The sequence below is a fragment of the Paenibacillus phoenicis genome (genome assembly GCF_034718895.1).
GTDB classification, from domain to species: Bacteria; Bacillota; Bacilli; order Paenibacillales; family Paenibacillaceae; genus Fontibacillus; species Fontibacillus phoenicis.
Genome location: NZ_JAYERP010000001.1, coordinates 301,063 through 322,576 on the forward strand (window position 1 = coordinate 301,063; position 21,514 = coordinate 322,576).

19 protein-coding genes are annotated in these 21,514 nt (G+C 53.9%); 14 read left to right on the plus strand and 5 right to left on the minus strand.

The genetic code is table 11. From position 1 onward, the window contains the following. The first annotated feature begins 21 nt into the window (after positions 1-21). From U9M73_RS01330 to U9M73_RS01355, 6 genes are all read left to right on the plus strand, one after another. Positions 22-2,235 carry a hypothetical protein gene (locus tag U9M73_RS01330; protein WP_323076011.1) on the plus strand — a complete coding sequence of 738 codons (2,214 nt, stop codon included), beginning with the start codon at positions 22-24 and terminating at the stop codon, positions 2,233-2,235. After that, positions 2,204-3,280, plus strand: coding sequence for a pilus assembly protein (locus tag U9M73_RS01335; RefSeq protein WP_323076013.1), 1,077 nt, complete (start codon positions 2,204-2,206; stop codon positions 3,278-3,280). Before U9M73_RS01330 ends, U9M73_RS01335 begins: the two co-directional genes overlap by 32 nt. A gap of 19 nt (positions 3,281-3,299) precedes the next feature. After that, positions 3,300-3,803 carry an A24 family peptidase gene (locus tag U9M73_RS01340; RefSeq protein WP_323076015.1) on the plus strand — a complete coding sequence of 168 codons (504 nt, stop codon included), beginning with the start codon at positions 3,300-3,302 and terminating at the stop codon, positions 3,801-3,803. Between the two features lie 20 nt (positions 3,804-3,823). Continuing rightward, positions 3,824-5,470 (plus strand): DUF6382 domain-containing protein, encoded by a 1,647-nt coding sequence (locus tag U9M73_RS01345; RefSeq protein ID WP_323076017.1) that lies wholly within the window; start codon positions 3,824-3,826, stop codon positions 5,468-5,470. A gap of 122 nt (positions 5,471-5,592) precedes the next feature. Further along, on the plus strand, positions 5,593-6,630 hold the full coding sequence (locus U9M73_RS01350; RefSeq protein WP_260069857.1) for a FecCD family ABC transporter permease: 1,038 nt from the start codon (positions 5,593-5,595) through the stop codon (positions 6,628-6,630). Continuing rightward, complete coding sequence (locus tag U9M73_RS01355) at positions 6,627-7,661, plus strand: FecCD family ABC transporter permease (RefSeq protein ID WP_323076019.1); 1,035 nt, start codon at positions 6,627-6,629, stop codon at positions 7,659-7,661. Before U9M73_RS01350 ends, U9M73_RS01355 begins: the two co-directional genes overlap by 4 nt. A 75-nt stretch (positions 7,662-7,736) precedes the next feature. On the opposite strand, the gene U9M73_RS01360 is transcribed toward U9M73_RS01355, so the two are convergent. Both U9M73_RS01360 and U9M73_RS01365 read right to left on the minus strand, forming a co-directional pair. Continuing rightward, a complete protein-coding gene (locus U9M73_RS01360; protein WP_260069856.1) occupies positions 7,737-8,660 on the minus strand; it encodes a TIGR01777 family oxidoreductase in 924 nt (307 codons plus the stop codon). An 83-nt stretch (positions 8,661-8,743) separates the two neighbouring features. Then, on the minus strand, positions 8,744-9,217 hold the full coding sequence (locus U9M73_RS01365) for a DUF2621 domain-containing protein (protein WP_260069908.1): 474 nt from the start codon (positions 9,215-9,217) through the stop codon (positions 8,744-8,746). 176 nt (positions 9,218-9,393) lie between these two features. On the opposite strand from U9M73_RS01365, the gene U9M73_RS01370 reads away from it, so the two are divergent. The 4 genes from U9M73_RS01370 (at position 9,394) to ppnP (ending at position 14,192) form a co-directional block, all read left to right on the plus strand. Continuing rightward, positions 9,394-10,506, plus strand: coding sequence for a deoxyribonuclease IV (locus tag U9M73_RS01370; RefSeq protein WP_009226021.1), 1,113 nt, complete (start codon positions 9,394-9,396; stop codon positions 10,504-10,506). Positions 10,507-10,545: 39 nt separating this feature from the next. Next, the gene (gene purU, locus U9M73_RS01375; protein WP_009226022.1) at positions 10,546-11,445 is read left to right on the plus strand and encodes a formyltetrahydrofolate deformylase; all 900 of its coding nucleotides are present in this window, start codon (positions 10,546-10,548) and stop codon (positions 11,443-11,445) included. Between the two features lie 311 nt (positions 11,446-11,756). Continuing rightward, positions 11,757-13,781 carry a transketolase gene (gene tkt / locus U9M73_RS01380; RefSeq protein ID WP_260069855.1) on the plus strand — a complete coding sequence of 675 codons (2,025 nt, stop codon included), beginning with the start codon at positions 11,757-11,759 and terminating at the stop codon, positions 13,779-13,781. 81 nt (positions 13,782-13,862) lie between these two features. Continuing rightward, the gene (ppnP, locus tag U9M73_RS01385; RefSeq protein ID WP_009226024.1) at positions 13,863-14,192 is read left to right on the plus strand and encodes a pyrimidine/purine nucleoside phosphorylase; all 330 of its coding nucleotides are present in this window, start codon (positions 13,863-13,865) and stop codon (positions 14,190-14,192) included. A 99-nt stretch (positions 14,193-14,291) separates the two neighbouring features. On the opposite strand, the gene U9M73_RS01390 is transcribed toward ppnP, so the two are convergent. Further along, positions 14,292-15,179, minus strand: coding sequence for an NAD(P)-dependent oxidoreductase (locus U9M73_RS01390; protein ID WP_260069854.1), 888 nt, complete (start codon positions 15,177-15,179; stop codon positions 14,292-14,294). Between the two features lie 335 nt (positions 15,180-15,514). Here U9M73_RS01390 and U9M73_RS01395 point away from each other — a divergent pair, with 335 nt between their 5' ends. The 4 genes from U9M73_RS01395 to U9M73_RS01410 all read left to right on the plus strand — a co-directional run bounded on the left by U9M73_RS01395 (position 15,515) and on the right by U9M73_RS01410 (position 19,605). Beyond that, the gene (locus U9M73_RS01395) at positions 15,515-16,870 is read left to right on the plus strand and encodes a glucose-6-phosphate isomerase (RefSeq protein ID WP_323076023.1); all 1,356 of its coding nucleotides are present in this window, start codon (positions 15,515-15,517) and stop codon (positions 16,868-16,870) included. A gap of 99 nt (positions 16,871-16,969) precedes the next feature. After that, a complete protein-coding gene (locus tag U9M73_RS01400) occupies positions 16,970-17,602 on the plus strand; it encodes a YigZ family protein (protein ID WP_009226027.1) in 633 nt (210 codons plus the stop codon). A gap of 5 nt (positions 17,603-17,607) precedes the next feature. Further along, a complete protein-coding gene (locus U9M73_RS01405; protein WP_009226028.1) occupies positions 17,608-18,204 on the plus strand; it encodes a TetR/AcrR family transcriptional regulator in 597 nt (198 codons plus the stop codon). A 336-nt stretch (positions 18,205-18,540) separates the two neighbouring features. Next, positions 18,541-19,605 carry a sulfate/molybdate ABC transporter ATP-binding protein gene (locus tag U9M73_RS01410; protein WP_323076026.1) on the plus strand — a complete coding sequence of 355 codons (1,065 nt, stop codon included), beginning with the start codon at positions 18,541-18,543 and terminating at the stop codon, positions 19,603-19,605. Between the two features lie 60 nt (positions 19,606-19,665). Here the strand turns inward: U9M73_RS01410 and U9M73_RS01415 are convergent, their stop codons facing one another. After that, positions 19,666-20,496, minus strand: a complete 831-nt coding sequence (locus U9M73_RS01415; protein ID WP_009226030.1) for a carbohydrate ABC transporter permease — start codon at positions 20,494-20,496, stop codon at positions 19,666-19,668. Between the two features lie 24 nt (positions 20,497-20,520). Then, the gene (locus U9M73_RS01420; protein ID WP_260069852.1) at positions 20,521-21,408 is read right to left on the minus strand and encodes a carbohydrate ABC transporter permease; all 888 of its coding nucleotides are present in this window, start codon (positions 21,406-21,408) and stop codon (positions 20,521-20,523) included. Positions 21,409-21,514: the final 106 nt, after the last annotated feature.

Genomic DNA, 21,514 nt, shown 5'->3' on the forward strand with positions numbered 1-21,514 from the left:
CGGAAGGAGAAGGAGGCGGAGATGTCGGTGTTTTCACGGAATCGCTCGGAGCAAGGGGCGGTTACGGTATTTTTTATCGTAATTTTTGCCGCGGTGTTTGCGTTTGTCGCCCTGTTTATCGATTTCGCCCGCATGTTCGCTTTGCAAGCACAGGTGGAGACCTTGGCGCATGCGGCTTCGAGATCCGTCCTGTCCGCATATGATCGCGAGTTGGCTGAACGGTACGGCATATTTGCATACGGGCAAACGGACGGGAATTACATCATGTCGAAGGTGCTTCAAGACCAATTTGAGCTGGTCCGGCAAACGGACGGGTTCCCTTTGCTAAACGCAAGGCTGGATTCCTCCACCGCCAGCTTCATGCATCCAATCGGGACTTACCCGGTGTTCGAGCAGCAAATTCGCGAGCAAATGAAGTATCGGGCGCCCATCGACGTTACCATCGAGCTGCTTAATCGCTTTAAACCGATGGCCGGAGTGATGAAGGAAGCCTCTAATACGGTAGATTTGCTGGGGAAGTTGCAGAAGCTTTACGACCAGCGGGAGGCCAAGCTTGATGAGCTCTTGGAGCTGCAGCGCCAAGCCGCCAAGACGGTGGAGTCTTATGCGAAGGTGCTGTCGGGAGGCGGCGGGAGCGGCAGTCTCTCCACGTTGGCCGATGCCACAGCCGAATATCCTGAATTTGTGAGCCAAGTTGAGGCGGATGAGGGCCTGGAGCCGGAGGATCGGATGTATACAGCGGAAATCAGCCGCTACCGTTCTGCAACCAGCGGGTTGTTTGCTGCATTGGATCGCGCTTTGCGTACTGCAGAGCAGAGGCATGCATCGTACCTGCCGCAGGCGAAGTCGCTGCTCGATGAAGCGCGGCGGATCAATGAGCAGATGCGGCAAACGATCGCGGAGGCGGAAAATCGCCCGGAACAAGCGGCCTATAACGAAGTATCCGTCGGAACGAGCACCCGCAGCGGCAGCTCGGATCCGGTTGGCGAGGGAGCGGCAATCACCGAGATCCGGGCTCAAGCCGATTCGTTGCTGCTGTCCGATGAGTTATTCGCCGGCCTAGCCTCAGATATGGATCGGCAGACCGCGGCATTCGCTGAACTCCGGAGCGTGGGAAGCGCGCTGCTGGCGCAAAGCGGCTCCGTATTATCCGCCACAACTCCGCCCAGCTCTTTCTCTTCGAGCGTGAATAGTGCTGTCAGAGTAAGTGATGCCTATCTGCGTCAATTCGTTACTTCCGGCTCAAGCAATGTTTTAGAAGCGAGTGCATGGAGATTGGATGCCCATCGGTCCTCTGACAAGGAGCGGAAGGCCACAGAGCAGGCGGCAAGTGCAACACTGAAGGATGCAGCCAGTTGGATCCGCAAGATCGAACAGTTCAAAAACGGATTAAGTGAACATCAAGCGAAATTCGATCAGCTGAAGGCGAAGATGGAAGCGAACCGTTCGTTGAACCGTTCCGTGGCTGGCGAGGAGGCTGGGTCTACGAGCGTAAACGATGATCCGAGCGAGGCAGGACGCACCTCCATGGGGATCATGGACAACATCTATGGCGGGTTGGCGGGCCTGATGGGCGGCATGTCGGATTCCGTTTATCAAATGGAATACGTTGCGAGTTATTTTCACTTCCTCGATGTCAGTGTCTTAAACGGTCTGTTTGAGGGCAAAGGCCAAACGGACCCGCTGGAAGTGATCCGCAGACAGCTGGCACCGGAAAGTCAAGAGGTCGAGTATATTCTGTACGGCGTGCATAATCCGGCGGGGAATATCGCGGCTGCGTTCGGGGAGATTTTTGCCATGCGGCTGGCCATTCGGACGATGGAGGGCTTAGTGAAAAATGCGGCAAAAGGCAATCCGTTGCTGGTTTTTGCTGCGGCCTTGCTGTACGGAGCGCAACATGCGCTGCAGGACATGATTTCTTTAACCCGGGACGGAAAGATTCAATTAAGCGACTATCTGAAGGTCGATCTGACCTACCGGGATTATCTCAGATTATTTCTGCTGCTCCATGGCCGGAGCGAACAACGATTGTCGCGGATGCTGGCCGTGATCGCGCTTAATACCGGGGTGGATCCGGCGGAACGGTCCACATATGTCCAAGGGAAGGTAACCGTGGCGATGCCGTTATGGTTTTTGCCGGGAGTAAGCAAAGCGCTGGGGAAAGTCGGCATATTGAAAGGTCATGTGGAAGGAAGCCAGTATTATGTGGCCAAGCAAGCGGATTTTTCATATTAAGGGAACGATGTCGCGCCGCTTCCGGAAGAGATTTTCGGAAGGAAGCATCACTCTGGAAGCCGCCCTAGTCGCTCCGGTGTTTGTGCTGGTTGTATTCTGGTTTGTTTTTCTCGTCCATATGACGCTGCTTTACGGACAACTGCATCTGACCGCAGCAAATGCTGTGAAACAGATCTCTGCTCATATTTATCCGGTAGCGCTCGCAGTCCAGGCTCAGCATAGTGAGGGACAAGAGGTGCAAGCTCCAGCCGCAAAGCCGGGTGATGAGAACTCAGGAGTTTCTTCGGCTGGGGGATCCGATGTCCCAGAGATTACAACGGAAAGCGGTCCGTTTTCCTGGAAGATCCCGTCCCTGTCCCTGGAGGAATGGGCGAGGCAATATGCGTCCAACTTGCCGGAGCCGCTGTCGACATGGGTAATGGATGCTGCACTTAAAGGTGACGAACCGCTGCAGGAGCTTAAAACGAAAGTGTCCGAGGCCGTATTGGACCCGTTGGTCAAGCCGATGCTGCGCCCTTTTCTTCGCGGCACCCTGCTGGAAGAAGAACGTCTGCATGTCACCCGCGTTACGGTTCCGGACTTGAAGACGGGGAAGCAACCTTACTTTGGCCTCGAGTTAAGTTATGAGCTGCCTTTAAAGGTTCCGCTTATCGGCCGGCAACTGGTGCTGCAGACAAGGGCGGAGGAGCGGTTGTGGATCGGCGATACCGGGGAGCTTGATCCCGGAGCTGGAAGCGGTGAAGATCAAACGGGTCAAGCGGCGGTCGTGATCGCTAAGCCCGACCCGGCGTACGCCGGACACCGAGCGACGGTTCTGGCTCAGGTTGCCCCGGGGTCAACCGCCAAGCTGACCGTGTATTACAAAAGCGGGGTCAGCCAAGCGAAATATTTGGGTGAGGCGACGGCGGATGACCAAGGCCAAATCAGCTGGACTTGGCTGGTCGGAGGAAACACCACGCCGGGGACGTGGAGTTTCGTGATTGAAACGGAGGAAGGCATACGTACGACGGCCACGTTCGAGGTGGTAAGCCCGCGTTCGCAATAGGAAAAGGAGTGAGGAACGGATGATTGAGATTTGGGGTTGTTTGCTGATGTTGCTTGCAGCCTTCGTAACGGATTTAAGAACGATGAAAATTCCTAACGTGATTACGGTTACGGGCATTTTCACCGGACTGTCTTATCACCTGTTAACGGACGGGTGGAAAGGCGCCTGGTTTTCAGCGGCCGGGGCGGTCACCGGGTTTGGGCTGATGTTTGCGCTGTATTTGCTTCGTGCGGTCGGAGGCGGCGATGTCAAGCTGTTTGCAGGAATTGGGGCCTGGACGGGCATCGCTTTAACTTTATCGACGATGATGTATTCGATATTGGCCGCCGGGTGCATCGGTCTGATCCTCTTGATTTGGCGCCGGGAAACCGGGCATCGTCTGCGCCGGATTGCCGGCAGCCTCCTTGGAGCGGCGATGCTGCGCAGCCCAGCCCCCATCCAGGCAGTCGCCAAACACCAACTTCAGTTTCCGTTTATGCTGGCTGTGGTGCCGGGAGCACTACTGGCGATTTACTATATGTAACGTATGGGGAGGGATGGAACATGCCGGAGCTGGTTACTGATTTTGTCCGGGACGGCGGTACCTACATGATCCTGCAGACGCAGGAGGGGCTGAGGCCGGAAGATTTGAACCGCGTTCAACGCTCCATGCTGGCCGCGGTAACCGTACCAAATCTGCTGCGGCTTGATATCCGTGAAATCGATTATCAAATCAGCCTGCATTATGATATCACCGGAAAAAGAATGCTCTCCCAGTGCCTTCGCAGCGACAAGATCAGTATGCCGGAGTTTTACGGTTTGCTGCTCCAGGTGGTTGCTGTACTGGAGGACAGCAAGAGGTATATGCTGTCGCCATCCGGTTTTTTATTGGATGAGACGTATATTTTTGTGGAGGAGCCGTTGTCCAGCGGGGCCATGTATTTTACATATATCCCTTGGAAGGAAGCGCCGCCCGAACCCCCGCTGTCTCAGTCGCTGCTATCGCTGATAACCCGGATGCTGACCTGTGTCTCCCGGGTCGAGGGGGATGGAATCCCGCAGTTGGTCCGATTATGCGGAGATGAGCTTTTTTCATTGGGAGAACTAAAAAAAATGCTGCTCAATTTATTGTCGGAGGAGCCGGACGCCAAGTCCATGGGCGGTGAGCGGGTTGGGGAGAGGAAATCTATTCTCAACGATCCGTCTCCAAGATTGGCAACGTCATCACCACTTTCGTCCCCCCGTTCTGCCGTCGTTAAGGAATATGTTCCTATTGGGGATCAGGCCGAATCGGGAAAATGGGCCGGGGCCGCTGCATCGAATGCCCATGATGCAACTGATGTAAGTTCAATAAGGGGAGCTTGGCCAGGTCTCGATGACGCGGAGGCAACGGGAGAGACGCGAATTAAACCAACCTACCTTGTACTAGGTCTCATTCTGGTCGATGCTTTAGGTTGGAAGTTTCTCTATCTCGATCGTCCCGGAACATTGGGGTTAGCGCTTGGCGCTATGCTTACTGTATTGTTAGGGGCGGCGGGGGTAGTGTTATGGCGTAAATTTTGCAGCAGTTCCGCCAGCTTGGAGGAAGAAGAGGCGGAAGTTGATCACGAGGTGGCCTCCGGGCCGCTCGGAACTTCGCATTCGTTGGACTTCACGGACGAACGGCATTTTGGCTCATCATTCTTCGGCAGAAATGCCGCAATGTCGGAACGTTCGGGTTCTGCGGCGGAGGCCTCGATGGAGTCGTTTGTGCCCCGGCTAGGCCTTCCGGACATGATGATGGAGCCCTCCGGTTCCGCCATGCCTGAGCCGGAATCCGAAGCGAGGTTATCGCCGCCTACGGTTCTGCTGAGCCGGACCGGCCTGGCAGGACAGGACAGCCCGGCCCGTGAACGCGTTCCGCGCTATTACTTGGAGCGGTACGAGTCTTTCGGCGGTGCGGCGGAGCGAATTCCACTGACGCCGGGCAGCTTTGTGATTGGCCGCTCCGAAGACATTGCGCAATACGTAGAGAATACTTCTGGTGTCTCCCGTGCCCATGTGGAGATCTTGGTGACTTCGCACGGCTGTACCTTAAAGGATCTCGGTTCAACCAATGGAACCTACCTCAACGGGGAAAATGTGGCACCCTATAAAGAATATCCTTTGCAAGCTGATGACGTGTTCGTGTTGGCGGAAACGAGGTTTAAGTTTGGAGTGGAAGCGGCCTGAACTCAAATTTGAAATGACCGTAGATTCTCACCGGAAAAGCAGGTATAATGAACGAGAATTATTCTCAATTACAACTTACATACACGGCTTACTGGAAAATTGATTAAAGGATGGTTCTCGACATGTCTGCATTAACCCAATCTTCTAAGCCTCGCTTGCGCTCCCGTCCCTTGGCGGCAACGTTGATTCTGATCGGCGGCGCGGCGTTGCTGCTATTTGCGATCAGCCTCTCGATTTCCGTCGGGGCGGCGGATATTAAACTCGCGACCGTCTGGGATGCGTTGTTCCACTTTCAAGCGGAACAAACCCAGCATCAAATTATTATGGAGCTGCGTCTCCCGCGCGCCTTAGCCGCTGCTTTGATCGGTGCGGCGCTTGCGGTAGCCGGTGCGATTATGCAGGGGATGACCCGCAACCCGATGGCCGATTCGGGCTTGCTGGGGCTTAACTCCGGGGCCGGCCTGGCGCTGGCTATTTGCTTCGCATTGATGCCGGGAACCCCGTTCCTGCTGACCATGCTGTACTCGTTTATCGGGGCTGGTCTGGGCGCTGGGCTCGTATTTGGCATCGGCTCTTTGACCAAAGGAGGCCTGTCCCCGGTCCGGCTGACCTTGGCAGGCGCGGCTGTCAGCATGCTGCTGACCGCGATCAGCGAAGGCATCGCCATCTATTTTAAGATTGGACAGGATCTTGCCTTCTGGTACGCCGGTGCGATTGCTGGTGCCAACTGGTTGCAAATCAAGATGGTTTCGCCCTGGGTATTCGCAGGTTTGCTTTGCGCCTTGCTGCTGTCAAGATCCATTACCCTGCTGAGCCTTGGCGAAGAGGTGGCAACCGGTTTGGGTCAAAGAACCGGCTTAATCAAGGTGCTTGGCATGATCATCGTCTTGATCCTTGCCGGCAGCGCAGTTTCAATCGTTGGCGCGATCGGCTTTGTGGGCCTGATGGTTCCGCACGTCGCCCGTTTTCTCGTTGGCGTGGATTACCGCTGGGTTATCCCTTCCTCAGCGCTGCTTGGCAGCTTGCTGATGGTGTTTGCGGATATTTTGGCACGACTGGTTCATCCGCCGCATGAAACGCCGATTGGCGCGCTCATCGCTGTCATTGGGGTACCGTTCTTCCTCTACCTTGCGATGAAGCAGAAGGGGGGATTGGAATGAACCGGATCGAAGCTCCTTTGCATTTGCGGCAAAAAGCCCGCAAAGCTTATATCGTAATGACCGTATTTGCGATGCTGATCATTGCGGTGTTCATTTTTAGCATGAACACCGGGTATATCCGGCTGTCGCCAATGGATGTATTTAAGACTTTGTTTGGAATGGGGACGGACAAACAAGAGCTGATTCTCTACGAATTCCGGTTGCCGCGGATCGTCATTTCCGTGCTCATCGGGATGGGCATGGCGGTTGCGGGCTGTATCTTCCAAGGGATTTCCCGGAACCCGCTGGCCGATCCCGGCGTGCTGGGGATTAATGCCGGAGCCGGCCTGGCGGTAACGCTGTTTATTTCTTTTTATCCGACGACGGCCAGTGCGCCCGTCTATTTGATGCCGGTCTTGGCTTTCCTCGGATCGGCCGGGGCAGCAACATTAATTTACGTGCTCTCTTTCAAAAAAAATTACGGGTTGCTCCCGATTCGGATGGTGCTGGTCGGGATCGCGGTAGCCGCTGGCATCAACGCGGCGATGATCGTGCTGCAGCTGCGGCTGCGTCCCGAGAACTTCCAGATGCTGCAGATCTGGTTGGTTGGCAGCATCTGGGGGACGTCTTGGAAGTACGTGCTGGCGCTGCTGCCTTGGCTGATCGTGTTGCTGCCCTACGTGTTCTTGAAGTCCCGCGCGCTGAATGTGCTTAACCTGGGGGATCAAACTGCCACAGGCCTCGGCACTTCGCTGGAACGCTCCCGATTGGGCCTCCTGGCGGCTGCGGTTGGCTTGACCGGCTCCTGCGTTGCGGTGGGCGGCGGTATCTCCTTCGTTGGGCTGATTGCGCCGCACTTGGCCCGCCGATTGGTCGGGCCCAAGCATGAGTATTTGCTCCCGGCCTCCGCGCTGGCCGGCGGCTTGCTAGTGATCCTGGGCGACACGCTGGGCCGATGGGTCCTGCAGCCGGCCGAGATCCCAACGGGGATTGTGGTGGCGATCATCGGTGCACCGTATTTCTTGTACTTGTTAACGAAGTCTCGAGTGTAATAGATAGAGAGAAGCAAGATAAAGGCCCGGAGAACTGGATGTTCCAGTCCTCCGGGCCGTTTTTTTTCATTTGGATTACTTCAGATCGGCGACGGCGGATTCCAGATCGGGGAAAGCGAAGGTGAATCCTGCGTCCAGCATAGCTTGGGGGATGACCTTCTGCCCCTCGAGCAGCAGCAAGGACATCTCGCCTAAACCCGTTCGGAGCACTGGTGCCGGGAGCGGCAGCCAGAAGGGACGGTGATGCACGCGGCAGACCGTGCGTCCGAATTCCCGGTTCGTCACCGGCTGTGGACTTACCGCGTTCACCGGCCCGTGAATGGACGGATGCGTTGCACAATAATCCATCAGCCTTACCATGTCTCGCAGGTGAATCCATGGGACCCATTGCTTGCCGCTGCCGAGGCTACCTCCAAAGCCCAGCAAATAGGGCAGACGCATCAAGGGGTAAGCGCCGCCATCCCGCCCCAGCACGACTCCGGTGCGCAGCTTAACAAGGCGGACTCCACGGAACTCCCGGTCCGCCGTCTCTTCCCAGGCCGCAGTCACCTCGGCGAGAAAATCGGGAGGCGGCGATGGGATCGCGGTGCTCTCGTCAAACGCTTCGGTGAACGAGAGGCCGTAGATCCCCACAGCGGAGCCTTGCACGACAACCTCGGGCTTTCGCTTCATTCGCTCCACGGCGCGTGCTGCCGCCCGGGTGGACTCCAGGCGGGATTCCAATATCCGCCGTTTCGCCTGCTGTGACCACCGCTGGTTCAGCGTAGCTCCGGCCAGGTTGACGATCGTTGAGGCGCCATCCAGCAACGAGGGGGTCTGCTCAACCTCCGCCCATGTCACCGAGGTAAGCCTCTCATTCCTATAGGTCGCCTCACGCAGCCAGCGATTTCCCTTGGCCGTCCTCCGCGTGACGACCATAACCTCATGTCCAAGGTCCAGCCAATACTCGGCTAAAGCCCGGCCGATAAACCCCGATCCCCCGAAAATGACCGCTTTCATGCGGCAAAACCTCCTTCATGCAAAAACATCCAGCAACCTAGTGCAAGACAAGGTGCCGGATGTGATTTTGCGCGGGTAGATGTTTATTTGTTCATTAGATGTTGGTAAGGGCGATAATCGATCTGATTTTTCTCCAAAAACTTGACGAGGAACTTGTTGTCGCGTTTCGGCGTGGCTATGATATAGCCTCGGATGCAGTGCTCCTGCGTAACCTCGGAGGCGTTCTCCTGCACCGCGATTTTGCCGATCTCGGCGGCAATCGAATGCTTGGCGATATCCCGGAACGGCCCCGGAACCGGCTCAACCAACCGGTCGAGGAATGCCTTGGCCTCGTCGGTCCAGAGATGGCGGCTCTTCTCAACCCAATAGTTCTGCCAATCCAGCTTCGACATGCCGTCCGCCTTCGGGAGCACTTTCAGGAATTTGCGGAACATAAAGTAACCGCCGATCGCCATCATGCCTAGCAGCACGAAGCCCCAAAACGCAATACTGTTCATAAACCAGCGGTTTGGGCCTTGGGCGGTCAATATGTAAACGGTCGTTTGCAGCACATTCATCACCTCGGAACGGATTTCGCTTTTCGCGAAAAATTCAGCTATTATGAAAAGTAGAAATTAAATCTTTCAAATCAGAGATAATCAGCTAAAATTATACCTTATTTCTTTATTTATTTCAGCATTCAAGCTAAAATAGGTTTGTTTAGCGATTTAATGTCCAAAAGGGGGAAAACACTTTGCTGAAAATTGGTTCCCATGTTTCGTTCTCGGACAAGGGCCTGCCCAGCGCTACGGCCGAGGCGGTGAGCTACGGCTCCAGCTCGTTCATGATATACACCGGGGCACCGCAAAACACGCGGCGTAAACCGATTGAATCGATGAATATTGAAGAAGGCAAAGCGGCGATGGAGCAAGCCGGGATCGGCGAAATCGTGGTCCATGCGCCTTATATTATCAATTTGGGTTCTTATAAATCCAACACCTATCAGCTCGCAGTTGACTTCCTGCAGGAGGAAATCCGCCGCACGCATGCGCTTGGTGTACGTAACATCGTGCTTCATCCCGGCGCTTTTACGGACAAGGATGCCGAATATGGGGTGAACCGCATTGCAGAGGGACTAAACGAAGTCCTGAACGGAACCAACGAAACGGATGTGTGCATCGCCCTGGAAACGATGGCCGGCAAAGGCACAGAGGTAGGGCGGAGCTTCGAGGAGATCGCGCAGATTATCGACAAAGTCCAACACAACGAGCGGTTAACGATCTGCCTCGATACCTGCCATATCCATGATGCGGGGTACGATATTGTCAACGATTTGGACGGGGTACTGAAGAAGTTCGATGACACGATCGGATTAAAGCGGATTGAAGTCGTTCATATCAATGACAGCAAAAATCCGGTAGGCGCGGCCAAAGACCGCCATGCACCGATTGGCTCCGGCTGGATCGGATTCGAAGCGATCAATCGCGTTGTGCACCACGATGCGCTGCAAGGCCGGCCGTTCATTCTGGAGACGCCTTGGGTCGGGAAGGATGCGAAGACGCAACGTCCGATGTACGAAGTGGAAATCGCGCTGCTGCGGGGGAACGTTGCCGAACGGTTTGGCGATGCCTTCCTGAGCGATGTGGAGCGTTTGGCTGACTTTTTCGCCAAGCAGGACATCCATTCGCGTTCCTTTGTGTTAGACACGTGGAATCTGCTCAAAAACGACGCCAAAGCGAAAAAAGCGGACCCGCGTGAACCGATGGAACGCTTATACGACCTTACCGTGGAAGCAAGCTTATTCCCGGATCTGACGGAAGAGCAGATCAACCATCGCCTGGTGGCCTGGTTCGCCAGCGGTAAATAAGATATAGATAACACAAGAAGCAAGGGGATCGGAAGAACAATGGATACACATGTCAAAACGGGCGGACAACCCGTAAAGCCTTATGAAAGCAATCGTGCGCGCATGCTGATTTCCTGTCCGGACGGACCGGGGATCGTTGCGGCCGTATCCCGCTTCCTGTATGAGCATGGAGCGAATATCGTGCAATCGGACCAATATACGATGGACCCCGAGGGCGGGATGTTTTTTATGCGGATCGAATTTGATTTGGACGGATTGGACGGGCGGATCGACGCGCTCAAAAGCGATTTCGAAGCGATTGCTTCGCAGTTCCGGATGCAGTGGAACATCTATCAGCTCAGCCGCAAAAAGAAGCTGGCCATCTTCGTGTCGAAGGAGGATCATTGCCTCGTCGAGCTGCTCTGGCAGTGGCAGGCCGGCGACCTGGACGCTGAAATCTCTATGGTGGTGAGCAACCATCCGGATATGAAGGAGTACGTCGAGTCGTTTGGGATTCCGTATTACCATATCCCTGTGACGCCGGAGACCAAACACGAAGCGGAGCAAAAGCAACTCGAGATCGTTAGCGGCAAGGTTGACCTGATCGTGCTGGCGAGATACATGCAAATTCTCTCTCCGGCCTTGATCGAGCCGTACCGCAATCGTTTGATCAACATCCACCATTCGTTCCTGCCTGCTTTTGTCGGGGGAAAACCGTACGCCCAAGCGTATAACCGCGGGGTAAAGATCATCGGTGCCACTGCGCATTACGTGACGGAGGAGCTGGATGGCGGCCCAATCATTGAGCAAGACGTGCAGCGTGTCAGCCACCGTGACGATGTGAGCGAGCTGAAGCGCATCGGCCGCACCATCGAACGGGTCGTGTTAGCCCGGGCAGTGAAATGGCATATCGAAGATCGGATTTTGGTGCATCAAAACAAGACGGTTGTGTTTAACTAACCGGCCGTGCAGTTTCCATTCGAGCAAAGAAAACCGGCATCCCAGACGGCTTGTCATGGGTGCCGGTTTTTTGCTATGATTACGCTCCCCGTAATACATAGTCACCGGCATAAACGGCGGATGAGTAACTAAATCAACTCAAAATATTTCATTCGCGAGAGAAGGTTTGGGAATAATGGTATGGAAAAGGGGAGAAGGAAGTGCTACAATAGATAAAGTCAAAATGATTTATTCAAAATGATTGTTTTGTAACCGCAGCGTTAAGGTTTCATGAGTTTCAAGATTTTTTCATCATTAAGGAGGAAATACGAATGCCACTTACAGACAACAATTCGATCGACAACCTCTCGATCACCACAATTCGTACGCTGGCGATCGACGCGATCGAAAAAGCGAAATCCGGTCATCCGGGCATGCCGATGGGCTCTGCTCCGATGGGTTATCAATTGTTCGCCAAAACGATGGTCCACAATCCAGACGAACCAACCTGGATCAACCGCGACCGTTTTGTTTTGTCCGCCGGCCACGGTTCCATGCTGCTGTACAGCTTGCTGCACCTGTGCGGTTATGACCTTCCAATGGAAGAAATCAAGCAATTCCGTCAATGGGGCAGTAAAACGCCAGGCCATCCAGAGTATGGTCACACTGCAGGCGTTGATGCAACAACCGGTCCGCTGGGCCAAGGGTTGGCGATGGCTGTAGGGATGGCGCTTGCCGAAACGCAACTGGCTGCGACCTATAATAAAGGCGATCTGAAAGTAATCGACCACTATACGTACGGCATCTGCGGCGACGGCGACCTGATGGAAGGCGTAGCCAGCGAAGCCGCATCGCTTGCCGGCCACCTGAAGCTGGGCAAATTGATCTTCCTGTATGACTCCAACGACATCTCGCTGGACGGTAAGCTGAACCTCAGCTTCTCGGAAAACGTACGTCAACGCTTTGAAGCTTACGGCTGGCAAACGCTGCGCGTCGAAGACGGCAACGATCTGGCTGCGATCGAAGCGGCGATCGAAGAAGCGAAACGCGACACCGAACGCCCAACGCTGATCGAAGTGAAGACGATTATCGGCTACGGCAGCCCGAACAAGCAAGGGAAAGGCGGGCACGGCGGTACGCACGGCTCCCCGCTGGGACCTGAAGAAGCGAAGCTGACGAAAGAGAACTATAAATGGGTTTACGAAGAAGATTTCTATGTTCCCCAAGAAGTGCGCGAGCATTTTGCCAAAGTCAAAGAACGCGGTATTGCGGCATATCAAGCTTGGCAAGAAACGTTCAAGCAATATAAAGCACAATATCCGGAGCTGGCTGCTCAATTCGAGCGTGCGATCGCTGGTGACCTGCCTTCCGGTTGGGATGCGAAGCTTCCGAAATACAGCCCTTCGGACAAAGCCGTTTCGACTCGCGTCGCTTCCGGTAACGCGCTGAACGGACTGGCTCCGAACGTGCCTCAGCTGCTGGGCGGCTCCGCTGACCTGGAAAGCTCGACGATGACGCATCTGAACGACCTGGCCATGTATACGCCGGAAACCCGCGATGGCCGCAACCTGTACTTCGGCGTGCGCGAGTTCGGCATGGCTGCGGCGATGAACGGCATCATGCTGCACGGCGGCTTGAAAGTATTCGGCGGTACGTTCTTCGTGTTCACCGACTACCTGCGTCCAGCTGTACGCTTGTCCGCTCTGATGAAGCTGCCGGTGACTTACGTGCTGACACATGACAGTATCGCGGTTGGCGAAGACGGCCCAACGCATGAACCGATTGAACAACTAGCTTCCCTGCGCATCATCCCAGGCTTGACGGTAATCCGTCCGGCAGACGCCAACGAAACATCCGCAGCATGGGCTTATGCAGTAGAAAATAAAGCGAATCCGGTGGCCCTGGTGCTGACGCGTCAAAACCTGCCGATCCTGGAAAACACGGCTGAAAAAGCACGCGAAGGCGTGAAGCGCGGCGGTTACGTTGTATCCGATGCGAAGGACGGCAAGCCGGTGGCTCAGATCATTGCTACAGGCTCTGAAGTTCAGCTGGCGATCAAAGCCCAAGCCGCATTGGCTGAAGAGGGCATCCATGTACGCGTCATCAGCTTGCCAAGCTGGGATCTGTTTGACAAGCAAGATCAAGCTTACAAGGACTCCGTCATCCTGCCGGATGTCAAAGCCCGCGTAGCCGTAGAAATGGCGCATCCATTTGGTTGGGAACGTTTTGTCGGCGAGAAAGGCTCGGTCATCGGCATCGACAAGTTCGGGGCATCCGCGCCTGGCGACAGAGTGATCGAAGAGTACGGCTTTACGGTTGAGAACGTCGTTAGCCACGTGAAAGCTCAATTGAAATAATTTTAGTGTAAGTTCAACAAGTCGGGTTAAGGCCGACTTGTTGAACAACCTCTTGTTAGGGGATGGAAGGGAGAGGGGAACGTGACCCAGCAACTGCAAAATGTGACTGTAGATAAGCAAGCCAACATCTATTTCGACGGCAAAGTCACGAGCCGGACCGTATGGCTTCCAGACGGAAGCAAACTGACGCTGGGGATCATGCTCCCCGGGGAGTACGAATTCGGCACGGATTCGCTGGAAGTGATGGACATCTTGTCCGGGGACCTGAAGGTGCTGCTTCCGGGCGAAACGCTGTGGCGCGAAATTAGCGGGCGTGGAACGTTCACCGTTCCCGCCAAGTCTTCCTTCAAGCTGGAGGTGCGCAGCGTCACCGATTACTGCTGCTCCTACGGGGCAGGAGCCGAGGCGTAGCAGCCTCCTGGCGGGATAACCAAAAAGGCAGGTATCAGCGAATGAACGACAACGCTGAACCTGCCTTTATGTTCCTCTCCTGTTGGAGCGGCTTTCTGATTATTCGCCGATTTGCTTGCCAATCCAGGCTTCATACACTTTGACGATGGAGGAGAGGTCCTCATCGCCGAAGCCTTGGGTTTGCCCCGCTTGGAACAGGCTCTTGGCCAGGTTCAGCATCGGGGCCGGGATGCCGGAGCCGTCGGTTAGCGCAGACGCGAGCTTCAAGTCTTTGAGCATCAACGCCAGCGAGAATTGATTCGTAAAATCATGCTCTATGATTTTGCGGCCTTTGAGCTCTGCGGCTTTACTGCCGGCGGAGCCCAGCTGCACGAGCTCCAGGAAGCGGTCGGCCGGCAGACCCGACTTGGCGGCGATCGCAAAGCCTTCGGCCAGCGCCAGGTTGTTGATGCCAACGATGGTGTTGTGGGCCAGCTTGGCGACGGCGCCGCTGCCGTTGTCACCCATGTGCAGCACTTTTTTGCCCATCGTGTCAAACAGATCCGTTACTTGCGCCAGCGTCTCCGCCGAGCCGCCGACCATAAAGACGAGCGTGCCGTCGATCGCTGCCGGCGAGCTCCCGGTGACCGGGGCGTCAAGGAACGCGCCGCCAAGTGCGGCTACCTGTTTAGCCAGACGTTGCACGAGCGCCGGTGAGATGGTGGAGCAGTCGATGACGGTCGTTCCGGGCCGGATTCCGGCTAAGACGCCGTTTTCCCCTTCGTATACTTCAGCGATGGAATCATCGTTGCTGACCATGGTGATGACAACGTCCGCTCCGGCGGCGGCTTCCTTTGGTGAAGGGGCTACGGCGGCACCCAATTCGGCTAACGGCGCTGCTTTAGAGGCGGTCCGGTTAAATACTGTTACAGGATAACCTGCGCGAAGCAGGTTCGAAGCCATCGGTGCACCCATCGTCCCGAGGCCGATAAATCCGATTGTTTTCAAGTTCGTCACCAACTTCCCATAAGAATTGAACATCATTTAATTATTTTAGCACGGGTTGTGGAAACCTGTATATTGTGCCCTTGTCATCGCTGGGAAATTACAGTATCCTAGGTTTAAGTTATTTGAGGCGGCGTTCAGCCCGGGTTTTTTAAGATATCAGAAAGTATAAACTTCGGGGCATTGGCATCCTGATATCGCAAGAAAAACTTCCGCTAAACGCGGTCTGTCTACTTTGAATGTACGTCGATAGACGTTTTTCTTACCAGACAGTATTGAACGTTTCCTCTTGGATAGGGCCAGTTAAGATAAATATTAGACGGAGGAGAGTATCAGCTATGTCCAAAAAAGTGACTTTTGACTACAGTAACGCCCTGCAATTCGTTGGACAACATGAAATCGATTATTTTGCCGAGCCTGTTCGCGTTGCTCATGAGCAATTACATAATGGCACCGGGGCAGGTTCCGACTTCCTGGGTTGGATCAACCTGCCGACCGATTATGATAAAGAAGAGTTCACCCGCATTAAGAAGGCTGCGGCCAAAATCCAAAGCGATTCCGATGTCCTGATCGTCATCGGGATCGGCGGCTCCTACCTGGGTGCGCGCGCCGCAATCGAATCGCTGTCCCATTCGTTCTATAACCTCTTGCCGAAGGACAAGCGTAAGACGCCGGAAATTTATTTTGCCGGGAACAACATCAGCTCCACTTACGTGAATCACTTGCTTGAACTGATCGAAGGCAAAGACTTCTCCGTGAACGTCATCTCCAAATCGGGGACGACCACGGAGCCGGCGATCGCTTTCCGTATTTTCCGTGCGGCATTAGAGAAGAAGTACGGCAAGGAAGAAGCGCGCAAACGCATTTACGCGACGACCGACAAAGCGAGAGGTGCCTTGAAGAAGCTGGCTACCGAAGAAGGCTACGAAACATTTGTGATTCCGGACGACGTTGGTGGACGTTATTCCGTATTAACTGCGGTTGGCCTGTTGCCGATTGCGACTGCAGGTATTAATATTGAAGAAATGATGCAAGGCGCTGCCGACGCGGCGAAGGAATTCAGCAACCCGAACTTGGCAGAGAACGCAAGCTACCAATATGCGGCTGTCCGGAACGCTTTGTACCGGAAAGGGAAAGTCACGGAAATTCTCGTGAACTACGAGCCTTCCCTCCACTACGTATCGGAATGGTGGAAGCAGCTGTACGGTGAAAGTGAAGGTAAGGATTACAAAGGTATCTATCCGGCATCGGTTGATTTCTCCACCGATTTGCACTCCATGGGCCAATTTATCCAAGAGGGCAACCGGAACATCTTTGAAACAGTCATTCAAGTAACAGAGGTGCCTAGCCACATCACGATCGAATCCGATCCGGCGGACTTGGACGGCTTGAACTTCCTGGCCGGCAAAACGCTGGACTTCGTGAACAAGAAGGCGTTCCAAGGTACGCTGTTGGCGCATACGGATGGTCAAGTACCTAACTTGGTTGTCAATGTGCCGGATTTGACACCGTACTCCTTTGGTTACCTGGTGTATTTCTTTGAAAAAGCCTGCGGTATCAGCGGATATCTGCTGGGCGTAAATCCGTTCGACCAACCGGGTGTAGAAGCGTACAAGAAGAACATGTTTGCGCTCCTTGGCAAACCGGGGTACGAGAAGGAAAAGGCCGAACTCGAAGCGCGTCTTTCCAAGTAATATAGGTAATTTCTATTAAATGTTTATCAGCGCCAGAAGCAGTTCACCGGCAAGTTCCGGAGGAGCTGCTTCTTGGCACATTCATAAGGATGGTCTCATATGCTAGAAAAGTACAAGACGGTCAGGCAATCCGGAGAAAAGGAAATCGTCATCAAGAAATCAAGGTTTATCGGGCACGTGAAGCCGGTGGAAACCGAAGCTGAGGCGCTCCAGTTTATCGAGGAAATCAAGAAGAAGCATTGGAACGCTACGCACAACTGTTCCGCTTATATGATCGGGGAACGGGACGAAATCCAGAAGCAATCAGACGACGGAGAGCCAAGCGGTACGGCCGGGAAGCCGATTTTGGAGGTGATCAAAAATCAGGGCCTCAAGAACGTGGCAATCGTCGTAACCCGGTATTTTGGCGGGATTATGCTGGGGGCGGGCGGCCTCATCCGTGCGTACACCGACGGAGCTGTCGCAGCGCTCGAAGCAGGAGAAGTGATCACCCGCGTATTGCATCAAGAAGTGTTTGTTGAACTGGATTACACCTGGCTGGGCAAAGTGGAGAATGAACTGCGGAACCGTGGCATCCGTAAGGGAGAGACGGTGTTTGCGGATAAGGTGACATTATGCTGTCTGCCGCTTCATCCGGAGGCAAGCGCCTTCATGGATTGGATGACCGATTTGACGGGGGGTCAGGCCGTGATGACGGAAGGTGACAAGGTTTATTTTATTGAAGGGGAATAAGGCCTATGGCAAGAAGAGCAGTTGATCAGGAGTTGTCGAGAGAAAGAATTATGGAAGCGGCCCGTCATTTGTTCATTACCAAAGGGTACCGCGGAATATCCATGAGGAGCATCGGTCAGCATTTGGGATACAGCCACGGCTCGCTATATTATCACTTCAAGGAAAAGGCCGAATTGTTTTACGCCATCGTGGTAAAAGATTTCGAGTCGCTTACCCACCTGTGCGAGCAAGTGACAAAACGACCGCCAGCCGACGGGCTCACCAAAGCGGAACAGCTGATGCTGGAGTTTATCAAATTCGGCTTGGAGCATCCGCACCAATACGAAATCATGTTTATGCTCAGGGATGAGGAGATCCTAGCATACTGTCGCAACGAACAAGCTAAATGTTTTAATATGTTCGAGTCGCTCATTCGCAGTTTTCTGCAGGAAGAGAAGCATCCGCTGGAGAAGCATCCGTCTCTTCCGCTCAGTATGTTTTTGGGTATGCATGGATTTATCTCTTACTACATCCAAGATCGGCTGACCTTTGAAGAGATTAAGCCGGCTGCTGTCGCCCACGTAAAGTTGTTAAGCCACAGCGTTTACCGTATAACGTCATAAGGCGTTTTTGTTTTCACTTTGCACTTTATCCAATTACACCAGTATAGCATCAATACTTTATAACACTAATTGACAAAACCGGCCATTCCGAGCTGAAGTTCATCGGGAAGTGCCGGTTTTCGTTTGGGTTTTGGCGAAAAAAAGCCGTACTCCCCGCTTGGTTGCTACTTTTTTTCAGATTGACGGAATGCCTAGGGTTTGGTAATCTATTCTTAACATTAATCCAAGTAAATTTATCAGAATTCAACGAATGATTGAACGGATTCGGGCAGCATTGAGAGGAACGGCAGCAACTTGACTTGGGCTTTCGAAACTGGAAAGGATGTGGGGTTTGGCATGCATGTAGAAGTGCGGAACTTAAATAAGCATTTTGGCAGCTTCCATGCCGTTCGAGATGTTAGTTTTGGCATCGAAAAGGGGCAATTAATCGGCTTGCTGGGGCCGAGCGGCGGCGGTAAAACGTCGATTCTTCGTATGCTCGCAGGTTTGGAGCAGCCGGATGAAGGGGAGATTCTGTTCCATGGACAGCGGGTCAATGAATTAAAGCCGCAGGATCGCGGAATCGGCTTCGTATTCCAGAGTTATGCCCTCTTCAAGCATATGACCGTATTCGATAATATTGCTTTTGGGTTGCAAGTGAAGAAAGTACCGAAGGCAGAAATACGGAAGCGGGTGATGGAGCTGGTTGAGCTGACCGGGCTGAGCGGATTCGAGCACCGCTACCCGCATCAGCTGTCCGGCGGGCAGCGACAGCGGGTCGCTTTTGCCCGGGCCTTGGCTCCGCAGCCGCAGCTCTTGCTGCTGGATGAGCCGTTTGCGGCGATCGACGCAAAGATCCGCCAGGAGCTGCGGTCGTGGCTGCGCGAGTTGATCGAGCAGGTGGGCATCACCTCCATCTTCGTCACCCATGACCAGGATGAAGCAATTGAAGTTGCCGATGAGATTATGATCATTAATCAAGGCCGGCTGGAGCAGAAAGGGACGCCATGGGATATTTATAAGGAGCCGCAGACCCCGTTTGTCGCCTCGTTTATCGGCCAATCGACGCTGGTGGAGCGCGCCACCGATCTGAAGGGCTTCGAGGAAGAATGCGGAGGGATGGCGACGAAAGCCTTGATCCGTCCGGAGTATATTGAAGTGGGCACTGAGCACGAGTTTACGCTGTTATCCGCAACCGCTCCAGGTGTGGTGAAGCATCTCCACTTCCGCGGCAGCGAATGGCTGGTGGAGGTCGAGGTCGGCGGACATACGCTGACAACCTTCCGCTCCCTGGAGAAGGAAACGTTGAAGGCAGGACAGGAAGTGCGCGTGCTGGTGCACCGCGCTTATCTCTTTGACGACGAACGAAGCTGGATTCTTGAGAATCCGCTGAAGCGTGAACCGCTCAGCGTGATCATTTAAATCTAAAGGGCTGTATCGTGGAAAGCCGTTTACGCTTTCCTTGATACAGCCCTTTAGTTGTTATTTCATACCGGAAATCGAATAGTTTTCGATAATATGTTTTTGGAAGATGATGAAGATGATGATGATCGGAACAACCATAAATGCCGAGCCTGCCATCTGCAAGGCGTAGTCTCCGCCGTACTGGCCTTTAAGCAGCTGCAGGCCAACCGACAGGGTATATAGACTCTCGTCGTTTGCAATGATCAGCGGCCACAGGAAGCTGTTCCAGCCCGCGATAAAGGTCAGGATGCCTTGTACCGCGAGGATCGACTTGGAGATCGGCAAGGCGATCTGTACGAAGATACGGAATTCGCCGGCCCCGTCCAGACGGGTGGCTTCCAACAACTCGTCGGGAATCGTCGACATGAATTGGCGGAACAAGAAAATGCCGAAGGCCCCTACTAAGCCTGGAAGTACAATCCCAATCATCGTGTTGGTTAGGCCCATCATGTTCAGGATCAGATAGACCGGAATCATCGTGACCTGCCCGGGAATCATCATGGTGGCCAAAACGAGATAGAACAGACCATCCCGTCCCTTAAACTTGTACTTCGCGAAAGCAAAGCCGGCCAGGGCGTTCAGGAACAGACCCAGGAAGGAAAAGACAACGATGATCAACGTATTTCGCAAATAAACGCCAAACCGCATATTCTCAAACAGTTCTTGGAAGTTCTCCAGGGTGAACTGGTGGGGCCACAGGGTCGGCGGGATCTGCGCCACTTCGCTTTCCGGTTTAAACGACGACAGGATCATCCAGACGAATGGCAGCAGCATCAGCAGGCCCATCACGCCGAGCAGAATTCCGACCAGCCATTGCAGCGCTTTATCGCCCGAGGTTCTGGTTTGCATGTGTGTACACCTCCCGGGATGACATCAGACATCCGCTTCCTTGTTTTGAAATCTGAATTGGATCAACGTGATCAGGATAATGGCGAAGAACAGAATAAAGGAGCCTGCCGCAGCATATCCGAATTTGCTGAATTGAAAGCCGTTGTTATAAATAAACAAAGCTACGGAGATCGTGCCATCCAGCGGACCGCCTTTGGTCATGACAAAAGGTTCCTCGAAGAACTGCAGCCAGCCGATCATCGTGGTGATGGAGACAAAGAAGATGGCGAAGCGCAGCAGCGGAATCGTAATCGACCAGGTTTGCCGCCAGTTGCTGGCTCCGTCGATTTGCGCCGCTTCATAATACGTTTTCGAGATGCCTTTGATCGCAGCGATGAAAATAATCATATTTAAGCCAATCGCCCGCCATACGGCCAGGATAATCAGCGAGATTTTCGCCATGACCGGATCTTGCAGCCAAGGGACAGACCCGAACCCCAGCGAGTTCAAAATATAGTTGAGCAGTCCCAGCGACGGGTTGTACAGGTAGCTCCATACGACGGCTACCGCCACGACGTTGGTAACCGACGGCATATAGAAAATGACCCGAAATGCTTTGAAAATACGGGCTTTACCGAAGTTGATCAGCAAGGCGATCAACAGGGAAATGATGATAACGAGCGGTACGCCGATAATAACGTAAAATAACGTGTTAAAAATGGATTTTTGAAACGATGGGTCCAACAGCACTTCCTTATAGTTATCGAAACCTACAAAGCTGATGTTGGAGAGGTCGGCCAACCCGGCTAAATCCATGTCGGTGAAGCTGATCACCAGGGCAATGGCGATCGGAAGCAGCGAAAAGAGCGCCAGCAAAATTAAGGTCGGCGCAATGAACAGGTAGGGTGCATTTTTTTGCGATAAGCCTTTCATCTCGGATCACTTCCTTTATTCAGCGCGTCTAAGCTAACGTCACCACCTCTGCCCGCCGGGGAGCCGGAGCTGCCGGCGGGCTGGAGGCGGTATGGTAAAGCTTTCG

Bases quoted from the DNA above. Each gene is read 5' to 3' on its own strand.
- purU (WP_009226022.1), top strand. From the start codon at position 10,546: ATGGATACACATGTCAAAACGGGCGGACAACCCGTAAAGCCTTATGAA.
- U9M73_RS01345 (WP_323076017.1), top strand. From the start codon at position 3,824: ATGCCGGAGCTGGTTACTGATTTTGTCCGGGACGGCGGTACCTACATG.
- U9M73_RS01365 (WP_260069908.1), bottom strand. From the start codon at position 9,217: ATGAATGTGCTGCAAACGACCGTTTACATATTGACCGCCCAAGGCCCA.
- U9M73_RS01340 (WP_323076015.1), top strand. From the start codon at position 3,300: ATGATTGAGATTTGGGGTTGTTTGCTGATGTTGCTTGCAGCCTTCGTA.
- U9M73_RS01360 (WP_260069856.1), bottom strand. From the start codon at position 8,660: ATGAAAGCGGTCATTTTCGGGGGATCGGGGTTTATCGGCCGGGCTTTA.
- U9M73_RS01330 (WP_323076011.1), top strand. From the start codon at position 22: ATGTCGGTGTTTTCACGGAATCGCTCGGAGCAAGGGGCGGTTACGGTA.
- U9M73_RS01350 (WP_260069857.1), top strand. From the start codon at position 5,593: ATGTCTGCATTAACCCAATCTTCTAAGCCTCGCTTGCGCTCCCGTCCC.
- U9M73_RS01415 (WP_009226030.1), bottom strand. From the start codon at position 20,496: ATGCAAACCAGAACCTCGGGCGATAAAGCGCTGCAATGGCTGGTCGGA.
- U9M73_RS01420 (WP_260069852.1), bottom strand. From the start codon at position 21,408: ATGAAAGGCTTATCGCAAAAAAATGCACCCTACCTGTTCATTGCGCCG.
- U9M73_RS01405 (WP_009226028.1), top strand. From the start codon at position 17,608: ATGGCAAGAAGAGCAGTTGATCAGGAGTTGTCGAGAGAAAGAATTATG.
- U9M73_RS01355 (WP_323076019.1), top strand. From the start codon at position 6,627: ATGAACCGGATCGAAGCTCCTTTGCATTTGCGGCAAAAAGCCCGCAAA.
- U9M73_RS01400 (WP_009226027.1), top strand. From the start codon at position 16,970: ATGCTAGAAAAGTACAAGACGGTCAGGCAATCCGGAGAAAAGGAAATC.
- U9M73_RS01335 (WP_323076013.1), top strand. From the start codon at position 2,204: ATGTGGCCAAGCAAGCGGATTTTTCATATTAAGGGAACGATGTCGCGC.
- U9M73_RS01395 (WP_323076023.1), top strand. From the start codon at position 15,515: ATGTCCAAAAAAGTGACTTTTGACTACAGTAACGCCCTGCAATTCGTT.
- U9M73_RS01410 (WP_323076026.1), top strand. From the start codon at position 18,541: ATGCATGTAGAAGTGCGGAACTTAAATAAGCATTTTGGCAGCTTCCAT.
- tkt (WP_260069855.1), top strand. From the start codon at position 11,757: ATGCCACTTACAGACAACAATTCGATCGACAACCTCTCGATCACCACA.